At 39.0% G+C, this 13,830-nt stretch carries 10 protein-coding genes and 1 pseudogene; 4 read left to right on the top strand and 7 right to left on the bottom strand.

Features of this window, described 5'->3' with window-relative positions:
- Positions 1-233: 233 nt before the first annotated feature.
- A complete protein-coding gene (locus GQR89_RS00335) occupies positions 234-707 on the top strand; it encodes a hypothetical protein (RefSeq protein WP_158768214.1) in 474 nt (157 codons plus the stop codon).
- 150 nt (positions 708-857) lie between these two features.
- On the opposite strand, the gene GQR89_RS00330 is transcribed toward GQR89_RS00335, so the two are convergent.
- Positions 858-1,289, bottom strand: coding sequence for a hypothetical protein (locus GQR89_RS00330; protein ID WP_158768213.1), 432 nt, complete (start codon positions 1,287-1,289; stop codon positions 858-860).
- Between the two features lie 123 nt (positions 1,290-1,412).
- Here GQR89_RS00330 and GQR89_RS00325 point away from each other — a divergent pair, with 123 nt between their 5' ends.
- Positions 1,413-1,622, top strand: coding sequence for a helix-turn-helix domain-containing protein (locus GQR89_RS00325; RefSeq protein WP_158768212.1), 210 nt, complete (start codon positions 1,413-1,415; stop codon positions 1,620-1,622).
- 193 nt (positions 1,623-1,815) lie between these two features.
- Here the strand turns inward: GQR89_RS00325 and GQR89_RS00320 are convergent, their stop codons facing one another.
- The 5 genes and pseudogenes from GQR89_RS00320 to GQR89_RS00300 form a co-directional block, all read right to left on the bottom strand.
- Positions 1,816-2,856 (bottom strand): HNH endonuclease, encoded by a 1,041-nt coding sequence (locus tag GQR89_RS00320; RefSeq protein WP_158768211.1) that lies wholly within the window; start codon positions 2,854-2,856, stop codon positions 1,816-1,818.
- Between the two features lie 66 nt (positions 2,857-2,922).
- Positions 2,923-3,546: a gamma-mobile-trio protein GmtX gene (gmtX, locus tag GQR89_RS00315; protein ID WP_158768210.1), complete on the bottom strand. Its 624-nt coding sequence runs from the start codon at positions 3,544-3,546 to the stop codon at positions 2,923-2,925.
- The gene (locus GQR89_RS00310) at positions 3,546-7,427 is read right to left on the bottom strand and encodes a VPA1269 family protein (RefSeq protein ID WP_158768209.1); all 3,882 of its coding nucleotides are present in this window, start codon (positions 7,425-7,427) and stop codon (positions 3,546-3,548) included. The genes gmtX and GQR89_RS00310 overlap by 1 nt, the downstream gene beginning before the upstream one ends.
- Positions 7,424-8,812, bottom strand: a complete 1,389-nt coding sequence (gene gmtY / locus GQR89_RS00305) for a gamma-mobile-trio recombinase GmtY (protein ID WP_158768208.1) — start codon at positions 8,810-8,812, stop codon at positions 7,424-7,426. Before gmtY ends, GQR89_RS00310 begins: the two co-directional genes overlap by 4 nt.
- 626 nt (positions 8,813-9,438) lie before the next feature.
- A pseudogene (locus GQR89_RS00300) lies at positions 9,439-9,873 on the bottom strand (UPF0758 domain-containing protein); the annotation flags it as partial.
- 143 nt (positions 9,874-10,016) lie between these two features.
- On the opposite strand from GQR89_RS00300, the gene coaBC reads away from it, so the two are divergent.
- Together coaBC and slmA are read left to right on the top strand one after the other, a co-directional pair.
- Positions 10,017-11,219 (top strand): bifunctional phosphopantothenoylcysteine decarboxylase/phosphopantothenate--cysteine ligase CoaBC, encoded by a 1,203-nt coding sequence (coaBC, locus tag GQR89_RS00295; protein WP_158772078.1) that lies wholly within the window; start codon positions 10,017-10,019, stop codon positions 11,217-11,219.
- 60 nt (positions 11,220-11,279) lie between these two features.
- Positions 11,280-11,873 (top strand): nucleoid occlusion factor SlmA, encoded by a 594-nt coding sequence (gene slmA / locus GQR89_RS00290; protein WP_158768207.1) that lies wholly within the window; start codon positions 11,280-11,282, stop codon positions 11,871-11,873.
- Between the two features lie 89 nt (positions 11,874-11,962).
- Here the strand turns inward: slmA and GQR89_RS00285 are convergent, their stop codons facing one another.
- Positions 11,963-13,813 (bottom strand): DUF885 family protein, encoded by a 1,851-nt coding sequence (locus GQR89_RS00285; protein WP_158768206.1) that lies wholly within the window; start codon positions 13,811-13,813, stop codon positions 11,963-11,965.
- Positions 13,814-13,830 lie beyond the last annotated feature (17 nt).

Below are 13,830 nucleotides of genomic sequence, written 5' to 3'. Positions count from 1 at the left end.
ATTAATTTCCTTTTGGAAAAAACATCCTTTCAAGCTTTAGACTTTTATAAAAAAAAAGGCTAAGTTCTACTTACATAGATAGTAGATATGCCTCCAACTTTTACAAGTTACATTTAAAAAAATTTGCGTATACAAACCGTCCAAGGCAGAACGGCTAAAGTTTGTGTCGGTCTCGCTCCGCTACACCTTTTAGTCAAAAATTATCAGGGCGTCATGACCCTAAGGAGATAGTAATGGACTCAATTTCCATCAACAACTTTACAGAGGCTGCAAAGGGATGCCAAAAGACAATTTTGTTAGCCTCGGTTGTTTCCATAACTCTGATGTCCTTTGCACTTGCTATTGATTTTCAAAATGTAAACATACCTGGATTGGGAGTAGAGTTTGGCGGGAAGGCTGCGTTAGGGATGTTGTTTGCTGTTTTTTTCTCGCTCGGGGTATATTTAGGAATTCAACTAAGAATGGTCAAATCGAATTACGATGCCATTGATTGCGAGAAAACTCAGAACGCCCTACTAAGATTTCCATCAATTGTTTGTGGTAACAAATACCTAAGACAGTTTTTCATTTGGCTTCCGTCCACTCTGATGTTTTTAGCGATGTATATCGCGTTTTCTGGAAGTGTGCTTTTAGCTCTTATTTTGGTTTTTATATGCTCAATTCCCTATTTCTTCGCTGCTCAAATTGCGTTTAATACTGGAAAATAACATATTGAACAAATTAGTTGCAAAAAAGTGGCTAGAGAAACTGCTCATTCGGCTTCGGCTAACCATGTTCACATTTCCCCGTTTACTTTGAGAAATGCACTTATTATTTGAATTTCGGTTTACCTTATGAGATTACCTAAAACTACTGAGTCAATTCAAATTTTTAATTATGTTGAGCATGGAGACGTCATATTGCATCTTAATATCAACTGGTATGGCAGTGGAAATTCCGTTTAAAGTAACAAGTTTCATCGCCACCTCCCCACAGGATCTTTCCAATTCCCGCGCAACATCCGTGATCGTTAAAGAGTGTTGAATCATTTCAAATAAGATATCTTCTTCGTTAGGGTTCCATACTTTTCCACTATTTTCTGGTAAGAAAATCCTTTTAGTTATAAAACGTTGGTAGAAATCTTCTATTTCTCCTATGTAAAAATCAGAAATAGGTCGTCCATTGCAACATTTTTTATACTTTTTTGAGCGCGGCCAGATCATCCAGCTTTCTCCTCGACAGAAAATTAAATACCTTTCACTGTCTATCTTTTCCCAAGATACTAGAGAGTGATGAAAAATTTTTTTCATTGTTTGACGTCTTGACATAGATGAAAGCAAATATTATTGGCGAAAGTGAGTAAAATGAGAGTTATATCCCGTGGCCTTATAAACATCAAGTGTTGATAGTTCTGCCTTTTGGGCAAAACTTTAATGAAAGACGAAAGACTCGTAAATTTTGGTAGGTCTGTTCGCAATGTGAGAAAGTTAAAAGGGCTTTCACAAGAGGCATTGGCCAATTTGGCAAACATTGATAGAAGTTATATGGGCCATATAGAACGCGGTGAAAAAAATGTGACTTTAACGAAGATTTATCAGATAGCGGATGCACTAGACATTTCAGTGAGCAAACTGCTAAGTTAAGATATCTTCCGCATGCCCCAAGTGAGATATTATATGTTACCAATAACCCTGATGTATGGATTTTTGTTCCTTAATATTTTTAGCGGTTTAGTAGCCATTTTTTACGCTCACAGATATTTAAAAAGCACACGATTTTCCAAAGAATAATTTACTCTTAGGTAAAATTAGCACTCCTGCTAAAAATTTAAAGTTCCTAACTTTTTTGATCTCCCCATAGAGGAATATTAGATTTATCTGCGATTTCGTAGAACGTATCAGCTACAGCTCTAGAACGTTCAGGATCACACATATATCTTGATGACAGCTTTGATGATATTTTGTCTTTATACTTTTCTAAATTTTGCGCCACCCACTTATCCTTAAATATCTTCAAAGCTAAATGACTGCTTTTGTCTTGATTGCATTTTTTGTGAGCAAGCACGAAATTGTGAGCTAAATCATAATTATATTTTTTAAGTGGTATAAAATGATCGACGTGAGCGTCTCCCTTTATTTTTTTTTCACAGTAAAAACAGTAACCTCCCTGGATTTTTTCCAGTAGTTCAGACGCATACTTCAAAGATACCCGTTTACTGCCAAACAAAAAATCCGCTAACTCGCCGGACTTTCCCAAACTAGCTTGATTTGACTTAATAGATGCAATTTTATCAGCCCACCCTTGCCTTACGAGTTTTACGACTATGTCATGAAAAAATCGAAAACTATCAGCTACCCCCTCGTTCAACTGAATATAGCTTTTACCTTTTTTATGCTCATACAGAAATGGCACGATGTTATTTTCGATTAATTGTAAACGCCACAAAGGCCCTTCTCTAATGGATTTTTTTGCACTATTAAATAACTCAACCCACTTTTTTTCGTTTAATTTTTTAGCCACCGTCAGATTATCACCACCTCTACCTTTTAGTGTACGAATTGTTTTAATTACAGTTGGCTCCTTATTCGTACTTTGGTGCAAAATGCTTTCACGAGATATTATCTCTTTGGAATCATTAGTTTCTGAACTATCAATTTTGAAAGGTTTGGCATGTTGCCAATATAGACTGAAGATTCTCTCTACCAAGTCATCTACTTCTATTTTAAGTTTGGGTTTTTTACTTATATCACTCTCAATGCAGAGATCTGCTAAGGCATGTAATAAAGCAAATTTATAAGTTGAGGATGTTTCAGTATTTTCCAACAAACGTTGTATATAGGAAATGAATTCAATTCTTTTTTGATAGATACAAGTCATTCAAATTCCTTTAAAAATCTAAGCTTATTTAAAACAAGTCAAGGTAGTGTAATTAATTTCTCTAGATTATATAGTGTTAAACTTTAAGTCCAAAATTTTTTGGATTGCAGAAACAAACCCTCGCTCGAAAATGATACTTCCACTTTCATTTATGATTGCTCCTCGAGAAGTCTTGACCCACCTGTTTCGATCAATAAAGCTGTCATCTATAGCCAAACTAAGGGCATCGATTTCGCTTTCCGTCCAACTAAGTAATTTTTCGGTACTATGTAAATCAGAATTTTTTTGTCTTAAGTCAACTTCTAACGTTTTAACAGACTTGACGAGTTGTAATTCAGAGTACAGGTGCCGGTTTTTCGATAATAAATCGTATACTAAATATCGAATAGTTGGCTCCTTAATACGCTCTACCCACTCCCTACCTTTCACAGATTTTGTAACAGTATGTGGAGAGTAAGCCTCTTGCCAAGCTTTAATTAGCAATTTATAGGGTTGGCCCGATTTATTCCTAATAGATTGAGCTTGCGGAACGCCTAACTTGCCGCCGACGCGAGATATAGTAGAGATGGAAAAGTCTTTAGAACCCCGTTCCAACTGCTCTTCACATACTTGGTTTATTATTTTCAAAGTTTGCTTCACTCGCGCACTTTTTGTTTCTCGGAGCAATGTATTATAAACGTCTTCAATCATTATATATTTCCTTCTAGCAAAACTTTATTTGCTGAACTCATTAATCGATGAAATTTTGTCGATAATAATTTGCAATCATTACTGCGATCCAAGTCATCAAATAACAATTCTCCGCTAAACAACTTTTCAATATCTTGCCAACTGGAAACATAGCTTTGAATAAGAACAGACGCTTGATTTCCAACAATGAGTTGCTCTTCTTCTGACAATCGATATAGGAGTGGATTTAGACCATTCTGCGTAGCAAGTCTATCTATCATCTGAGAACGTTTAGGAATGGCTCTAGATGCACTCGAGGTGGAATAAATCGTTGCATTTTCACAAATTTCATTGAGTAGCTTAAAGTCAGTACCTGGCTCCTCTAGTCTGAAGTCCATTTCAACTAGTGAGGTAGGAGCAATTAATAGCTTTCTATCAATAGCATTTGACTCTCGCATGATAATCCGGCTTTCATTCATTAAATTTTGAGTAGCTGCAAAATCTGAAATAAATACATCAAGCTTCATTGTTTTTTCTTCAATATCAGCTTCATTTCGTCTTAGAATATTAGTCTTTAAAAAAAAGCCTCCGGCTTTCTCGACATCATACTTTTCATCTTTCAGAGCATCAGCTTGTCTTTGTAACTCTAGCTGTTCAATAGAAACCGTCTTTATTTCCAATAGCAGTTCGTTACACAAAGCTCCCAACCCCCCCAAAAAAGCGGGCCCGGTAATGAAATATCGACACCTTACACAGTTTCGCTTTCCTAGATAACCAATTAACACAGGGGAGTTATCAGCCTCTCCATATTCGTTTGTCCCACCAGTATCGCAACCTCCCCCACCCATTGCACAGATTCCCTTATCCGTAAATTGGTAACTTGCTTTGGGCCACGAGTCAGTAACGTCATTTAAAAAAACACTATCTCTCGCATAAAGTTCTCCTTTAGCTTTTTCGATGCTGTCACTAAGAATTGTGTCCTCTAAGCGATGCACACATTCTTTTAATGCTTTTTTCTCTGCTTTACAAAGCTCCTTACGCATTGTTCCGTGACCAATTTTCGTATAGTAAATAGTCATTACAATAGAGGCGTGACCAACTAATTTTGATATCACGTGTATCGGTACGCCACCGTCAACAACATACGCAGTAATCAAACTTGTTCTCATCGAGTGTGGTGTATATTGGCTTCTATAAATGCCTTTATCGATATGAGCTAAATTCTCATTTCCATTTTGTATTAGATACAATAAGCGGGGTAGTGAACGCGTAAAAGCCATGCTTGTATTTATCGGATCTCCATTTGGCTTTGCCGGATTTCTGAACAAAAACGCCGTTTCTCCTCTAGCTGTAAGGATTCGCTCATTAATTTTCCTAGGCAGCTCCACTTCAGTCCATTTGGTCATTTCTTTCAAAGGGTTATATTTTGACTGCCAATTCCTCAATCTGATAACTAATAGAGCTAAGTCGTGCGGGATGTAAGGTACGCTGTAACCGCCCTCTCTAGCTGAAGTTTTATTCGTAGTGATAAACATTCCTTCAGCACCGTCACTCAACTTTTTAATAAAACCTCGCTTGTTTACTCGGCAGCGAGATAAACCAAGAGAGTTTTTGACCCACTTTATTGCGTTAGGCGATACTTCTAAAGGAATCTCGTCGTCGCCTTCGCCAGAATCCAACCAAAGTATCTGCTGGCCTCTCAAAGGTACTTTTAACAAAGTATAAAGTGCTACCGCTTTTACAGGGCTCCATATCTGATATTGAAGTGTACTCTCAGGCTTAATTCTCCAAGCACAGTCATCATCTGCAAAATCAATAGATTTTTTATCGATATCTAACCAATCTTTCTCAAAAAAGTTATGAAGATGCGTAGCGGATTTGAATCCACTAAACTGGTTCCCAAACAGATACATCCTTGCAGTCTCTACAATGCTTAAAGGTAAGACCGGTCTGACCGATTCTGTCGGCACCCTTTTGGGTAAACCCATTTTTATATTACCCATTAGAGTTTTAAGAGGGTTCCTATATCCCGGTAGTACTAGCTCTTCGTATTCATCCTTATCTGTGCAGTAATTATCAATAATCCAATCAAAAAATAGCACCATGATATTATGAAACCGCAACTGGCTAGTACTTGCCTGATCGGAAATTAGAGCTTCATAACGTAATACGTCAAATTGATAATCACGATGGAGCATTTGTGAAGGCAGTTGAGTAGGCTCAGAATCCCTGAAAAAACAGTCATAATACTTTGAAATAACGCTATTTTTTGTGTCTATCCCTTGTTGTGTTCTTAGAAAGGCTTGGGTTGCTACTTTCCATCCTTGGTTAAACTTTAATAATACTTCTTTACTCAGAAAATTACGCCAATCAATCCAAGCATTAGGCTCATGAGTTTTAGGAATGCAATAGAGCCTTGGATCTTCTTTGTACCTGTGGCTATATTCTACAGATGACGATATATGTAATCTGACTGCAGAGACAGAAGCCTCTTTGAGAGTTTTATATTTCTCTGGTAAATTTAAAAATTTATTCCACGACTGCCATTCTACTTTATAAAACGTCTGTGGATGTCTAGGTAATTTGTTATCATCTTTACAATTTTTTAAGTATGACCTACATGAATCAATACCTAGAGCTAAGGTCGCTCGTGATGCCTCACGAATATTTTTATATTTGTGTATCTCTGTATTTAAGAAGGCGCCGAACCCATTCCATTCACTTAAATAATAATTACGAGGATCATAATGTAGTTTAGGATCACATTTAAATTTTTTTCCGTATTCTCTTCCTGTCTTGATTCCTAGCGAAATAGCAGAATCAGAAGCCTCTTTCAGAGTAATGTAATAGGTTTTTTTTCTATTCAGAAATTCACCCCACCCCTTCCATAATTTTGAATAGTAAAGCGCTGGACAACTGGGCAATCTAGGATCTTCTCGATATAATTTATAATAATCACTTTGACCCTGTATTTTTAATTTTATCGCCGCGTCTGAAGCTGTTTTCAAACAGGCATATTTCGAAACAGGCTTAACTTGTTTCAAAAATACAAACCAATTGACCCATTCTTTGGCATAGTCCTTATCTGGAGAATAAGGCAGACGAATATCTTTTTTGTATTGACGGTGATATTGCCATTCACTTCGAAAACCGAGCTTTATTGCCGCTTTGGAGGCTTTTTGTATAGTCTCGTAAATTGGGAACGCTGTTTTTAAGTAGACTTTCCAAGAAACCCAATCATCTTTATATTCCCTAGATGGATTACTTTGCAATTTGGGATCTTCTTTGTAGCGGCGCTTATATTCTTTTTGGGTTTTTATGTTGAGATTGAAACTTGCATTAGAGGCTTTAAGTAGAGTTTCGTATTTTTCAACTACAACAATTCCTAGATAGTGCGACCAACTAACCCACTCTTTCGAATAAGTACGGTCCGGACTCTTTCTTAATTTAGCATCTACTTGATAACCGAGATAATAGTCCTTACGCGTTTGAATGCCCAGACGCTGGGTTACTTTAGATGCCTCTTTTAAAGATCTATATCGAGGTTGCGGTTTTGTACGATTAAGCACTGCGTACATATCACATTTATAATTCCTCATAGGAGTCGAAGGCAGCCTAGGATCCTCTTTGTACCGTGTTTTATATTCGAGACCACTTTTAATACCTAATTTGGTACACGCGGCACGAGCTTCTTCTAAAGTCTGATATTTTTGCAGTCCAGTTTTGAAGAACTCTGGCCAACAGCTCCACTCATTGACATAGAATCTATAGGGATGTGCTGGCAACCTTGGATCTTCTCTGTATCGGATACGATATTCTTTCTCAGTTGAAATATTTAATTTGGTTACCGCTTTTGAGGCTAAATCTAACGTTGAATAAATTGGCCCTCTGTAGCTCTTCATTCTGGCATTACTACCGATGCAGTTAGGAGTTCTTCAGCTTCCACCAACTGTCTTCGAAGCTCTTTGTCGGATGGTTTAGTATAAGTGTGTTGGCTTTCAAGGCTTTTATGATGCATAGCATTACGAATAGCTACCGGTGAGACGCCACTTTCAGCTAAATTTTGCCCATATCGATGTCGGTCGCCATGGGGTGTTGTTCCTTCGTTTTTACAGTAAACAAGCCCAATTCTCTCTACGGCTCGCTTACGTGCCTCATAGTAAGACTTAATTGAGTAAGGTGAACCGTTTTTTGATGTAAAGGCATAGGGGTGCATTGCCGTCGAAGGAGCGCCAACCCTTTGATAAATAATATAAAGCCGCCAAAATTCAAAGAATAACTCACCGGCTTTTTCCGGAAAAAAGTATACAATGAAAAAACGATCTCTAGCATTGGAAAGTGACGGATTTTTCCACCCCGCAAATTGTTTTGAACTGACATCATAGTTACAGCGAGGTTCTAAGCTATATTGCTCTAGTAGGTATTGTCTTCTAGTAATATTTTCTTTGCATGGGGCCCTACCAAAAATAGGATCATACACTTTAACAACTTTTGATAGTGCTTGGTTTTTTACTTCGGCGATATCCTCAATGTATATATGGGCTGTCTCGCTAATTCGCAATCCACCGTAATACATGAGTAACGTTATTAACACATCTCTAAGGTTTATACGTTCATGGAGTTGTTCTTTGTGCTCGGATTTAGGAATTAGAAAACCTTTATAAAGTAACGCATTTATCTTTTCTTTAGGGAAGGCTTTTGAGTCATCATTAAAATGCGATGATGCCGTAAATCGTCTTAATCCTAACTGCCTCACTCGAAGAGTTGACTGGTTTACAAGTTCAGGTTTCCAAAGATGTGACAAAAACGCCTTATCTTTTTTGTTCAGAAGGGATGCCCATATCAGTTTTTTTTCAAAACTAGACGCTTTTCGAAAAGGATTTAACTGTAAATCTTTATTGTTATTAACTACCGACAACCAATCTGTGTAGTGGGTGATAAGACTAAGAATAAAGTTAGCGTCATCAGGTTTTCTAGATTTCCAAAAAAGATTAGAAGGATCCTGATTGGTTTTACTAATTGTTCCAGTAAATAATATGTGGCTAAACTCCCTGAAAAGATCTAGAGGTTGAGCAAACACATTTTTATTTGCGTCGATATAATCTATCAGTAGCCGATTTGCAAAGATCGATCGACTTTTCCAACTTTCGCTTTTATAGCGATTATCCAATAAATATTTGAGGTAGCTGAGCAAGACTCCTTCTCTCGTCACGATGCACTTTGAATTAACAACTTGACCAGTATTATCTAAGATAACATTCACTTTTAATGTAGAACTAGAGAGCATTTCAACTCCTCATACTCTAAAATGCACTTATATTTTCACCAGAATCATAACCCAAATTTTTGCGCTGAGCTTCGTAGAGAAAGACAATATGATGAACACTTTCAAGTTTTGTCTAATGGTAAATAAATAAACCCCATCATTTCAAAAAGAAATGAAAGGACATGTGGGGGAAGGCAGTGAAATTTCAACAAATAACGAAGATAAACTGCCTTAAAAAAAGAGAATGTGCACCAATGTCGGAGCAAAGTGAGTTGCGGTGCAGAAAGCCGACAAAAGCAAGCTTAGTACTTTAAAACAATAAGTTCAAATTGAATTTTCAAACCCGAAACGTGAATATTTCTCACCCACTTGTAACTAATTTTTATAGATTTTATATTACAGTTGAAATGTTATGAGGGGATAAATTTGAAAGAAATCTTAGAAAAAATCGAGAAAACTTTTTCTAATTTTAAGACATAATTCGTCACGAGTTACTCTTCGCTTTACCTATTTTTTACCAGTTATATAGTAGCTATTATCCGGTGCTATTAAGCAAATCGTGAAATTAAATATTACATTTTTTATACCCTAAGACAACTAAGTCCCACGATAGTTATTACAAATATTACATTGAGAGAAGGGTACTATCCGAAGAACATCTTGCGGAATTTAATTAACTGATGCTGGCTATCAAGTAATAACATGCCAAACACTTCGTTCGGTTCATCTCGTAGCTGGGCTATTAAAAAATGTTTTGTTTGTTGGGCGCTATTAAATACGGTTTCGCGTTGCAACTGCTCAGTGAAAAAACGCTGGCTTAGCTCTATTGATGCTTGTAATTGAACAAATTTTGCTTGCCCTAAGCCTTTAGCAAGACAAAAGTCTTGCTGACTTGCACCAATCAATCCGCGCAGCGAACCAAAGGTATTAAGTAAGTTACGAGCAAGATCAACAGCGCTAAGCCCTTTGGTACCCGTTCGTAAAAATATAGCCAATAGTTCTGCATCGGATAAAGCTGTAGGCCCTTGTGCTAATAGTTTTTCTCTTGGTCTTTCATGGCTTGGCCAATCGGTTATTTTCATACGTCCCTGACTATTCTCGAGTTTCTTTTTTGTGTCTACGAGGGACACAAAATCGAAAACAATTGAAAATTAAGCCTAGCAAAAGCGGTCTATTCCAGCCAATAATGACCACATAAAATACCTAAGACAGCAAAATGATCCCTATGCAATTAACTCAGCAAAAGATTCTTCTCGGCATAACAGGCGGTATAGCGGCTTATAAAACCCCAGATTTAGTCAGGAAATTAACGGCTCTTGGGGCACAAGTACGTTGTGTAATGAGCACTTCAGCAAGCGAGTTTGTAAGCCCCTTAGCGCTGCAAGCGGTCTCAGGGAATCCAGTCGGTGATAACCTGCTCGATCGAAATGCAGAAGCAGCCATGGGCCATATTGAATTGGCTAAATGGGCTGACAAAGTGCTTATAGCGCCAGCTACAGCGAATTTTATGGCTAAGTTAGCACACGGCCTAGCTGACGATTTACTCTCTACGCTTTGCCTAGCCACCAGCGCACCGTTATATATCGCGCCAGCAATGAATCAACAGATGTGGCACGCTCCAGCTACGCAAGCTAACTTAAACGTGCTTGTACAAAGGGGTGTCAAGGTTTTGGGCCCAGCTCCCGGTGAGCAAGCGTGCGGTGATGTGGGTTTAGGTCGTATGTTAGAACCTGTCGACATTGCTAACATGTTAGCCCAAAGTCCAATGGATCCCATTTTAGCCAACAGGCATATTGTGATTACAGCAGGGCCAACCCGGGAAGAAATAGATCCCGTACGCTTTATCAGTAATCACAGTTCAGGGAAAATGGGCTACGCACTAGCGCAAGCCGGATTAGCTCTTGGTGCTAAGGTTACCTTAATATCTGGACCGGTTAATTTACTTCGCCCAACAGGCGTTGAAGTAATAGACGTGGTTAGTGCCGAACAAATGCATAAAGCTGTGATGAAAGTGGTGCCGGATTGCGACATTTTTATAGGTTGCGCAGCTGTTGCTGATTACAAACCACAACAGAAAACACAACAGAAAATTAAGAAGTCCGATTCGGAGTTAACACTTACTTTTACTAGAAACCCTGATATTCTTAGTGATGTTGCACATTTAGCTCAGCCTCCTTTCACGGTCGGTTTTGCCGCTGAAACGCAAGACGTCGCCCATTACGCTCAAGATAAACTCAAACGTAAGAAGCTTGACATGATCGCTGCAAACGATGTGTCCCAAGCAGGTTTAGGTTTTAACAGCGAACAAAACGCGCTTAATGTTTATTGGAATAATGGTGAAAAAAATCTCGGCGTGGCCGATAAGAGTCAGTTAGCGTTAACGCTAATGACACTTGTTGCACAACGTTATGTACAGAAAACGACGTAAATAAACCAAGGACATGCTCTTTAGGTAACGAAGAACACAGAGGTCACTTTAGGATAGAAAATGGCAATAGCAAAAAAAATAAATCGCCGCGCACAAATATTACAAGCACTCGCCAGTATGTTACAAACCAATCCAGGCCAACGTATCACTACGGCTAAACTGGCTGCACACGTGGGTGTATCAGAGGCTGCGCTGTATCGCCACTTTCCCAGTAAAGCACGGATGTTCGAAGGATTAATCGAGTTTATCGAAGAAACACTCTTTTCGCGTATCAACAAAATCATAAACGAAGAAAAAGACTCTGAGACCCGTTGCCAGTTAATTCTGCGTTTAATACTAGGATTTGCCGAGAAAAACCCAGGCATAACGCGCATCTTAAACGGTGACGCATTAATGGGCGAACAAGACAGACTGCGTGACCGCATAACCCAACTATTTGAACGCTTAGAAACTCAGTTAAAACAAGTTCTTAGAGAACGAAAGTTACGAGAAGGTAAAACCTTACCAGCAGATGAAGCGATTATCGCCAACTTCCTTATCTGCTACGCGGATGGTCGCATTAACCAGTTTATTCGCAGTAAGTTTACGCGTCGTCCTACCGAGGGCTTTAACGAGCAATGGCAGTTTATTAGCACTCAGTTCTTTTTGAATTAATTTAATAGTTGGTATCACAATCAAAAAAGCCAGTTTAGTTACCTAAGCTGGCTTTTTATTAGCTAATAATTGAGAATTAATACGGCTTATTAGAGCGCCTTTTTCTCACTGACTACCCAAGCTTTTACTTTTTGCTCGAGAATATTCAGTGGCACTGGCCCATCTTTTAATACTTGGGCATGAAAGCCACGAATATCAAATTGCTCGCCTAGCTCATCACGCGCCCATTCACGTAACTCCATGATTTTAAGTTTACCGATCATATAGGCTGTTGCCTGTCCCGGCATCGCAATATAGCGCTCAATCGCTTTTACCGAATCATTTTTGGGGTTAGGGGTATTCTCAATTAAATAGTTAATTGCTTGTTCACGACTCCACTTTTTACTGTGGATCCCCGTATCGACAACTAATCGACAAGCACGCCATAACTCCATTGCCAAGCGGCCAAAATCAGAATAAGGGTCTTGATAAAACCCCATGTCTTTCGCCAGTTCTTCTGTGTATAGGCCCCAGCCTTCAGTGTAAGCAGTGAATGAACTGTATTTCTGAAACTCCGGAATGCCCTCGAGCTCTTGCGCTATAGCGCGCTGCATATGATGACCAGGAATGCCTTCATGGTAGGCTAAAGCTTCCATTTGGTAAGTCGGCATATCGTTCATATCGTATAAATTAGCGTAGTAAATACCTGGGCGAGATCCATCTTTGGCAGGGCTTTGATAGAAGGCCTTACCGGCTGATTTTTCACGAAACGGCTCTACTCGCTTAACCATCATTTCTGCCTGGGGGATCAAACTAAAATAATCGGGCAGCTTCTCACGCATAGTATCGATAAGCGCCTTGGCTTCAACTAAGTACGCTTCACGCCCGTCGTCAGTATTGGCGTAATAAAACTGTTTGTCTGTGCGCATAAATTCAAAGAAGTCTTGCAGGCTGCCTTTGAATTCGACCTTTTTCATGATGCTACGCATGGCTTGATGAATGCGCTCAACATTCTGTAAACCGATATTATGCACCTGATCAGCCGTTAAATCGGTAGTGGTAAACCATGCAAGACGGTTCTCATACCACTTTTCACCATCGGGTAGCCGCCACACACCATCCCCTTTAGGTGTTAAATCACGTTGTACGGCCAGTTCGCTAATTAACGCTTGGTAAGCTGGTTTTACAGACTGTAGTAACGCTGTTTTGGCATCATCAAGTAAAGACTTTCGCTCACTGACGGATATATCTAGCTTGGCGACCTTGTCTTGAAAATCTTGCCAAATACTGGATACATCATCGCTTTGCTCAAAAGGCGCACCTGAAATCACATTTTTTGATGCTTGTAACATTTGATCATATGACCATTTCGGCGGAAATACACCCATCTCTTGCCTGATACGTAGCTGCTCAATCACTTGCGCAAATAAGTTATCTACGCCTTTTAAGCGGCTAATATAAGCCTGCGCATCTTCTATGTTGTCAACGCGATGTACGTTAATTAAAAAGCTAGGCACCATAGTGTGATAAGCACTGAATTGATCCATGATGTAGGTATGATGGCGAAATTTGTCATTCGCTAACTGGCGCTCCAGCGACACTTTATTAAGCGCTAAGCTAACCTTCTCTGCTTGGCTTAACTTGCTTTCATCAAAACCGTTCAAAGCACTTAACTGAGCCTCAGCTAAGGCTTGGCTTTGCTGGGCAAAGCTTTCACTGATGTTATCCCACTTATCGTAATCCCATTTGTATCCCAAATAGCTTTGAAATAATGGCGAGCGGTGCAAGCGTTGTTCGAAGTTATCGGCAAAAAATGCGGCTAAACGTTCTGATTCTGTTTGCAGTGCTTGTGCCGTCTGTATATTTGCTATTTTATTTTGATTTGCTTGGGCTTGCACATTCAACGACGAAAAAGTCACTGTTGCTGCAGCAAGCGAAAGGGCAATTATTGATAGTTTCATATTGGCTCCCTGATATT

This window comes from Paraglaciecola sp. L1A13, from assembly GCF_009796745.1.
Taxonomy (GTDB): Bacteria; Pseudomonadota; Gammaproteobacteria; order Enterobacterales; family Alteromonadaceae; genus Paraglaciecola.
Note: the sequence above shows the minus strand (reverse complement) of the source record. Positions and strands in the feature narration are given on the sequence as shown.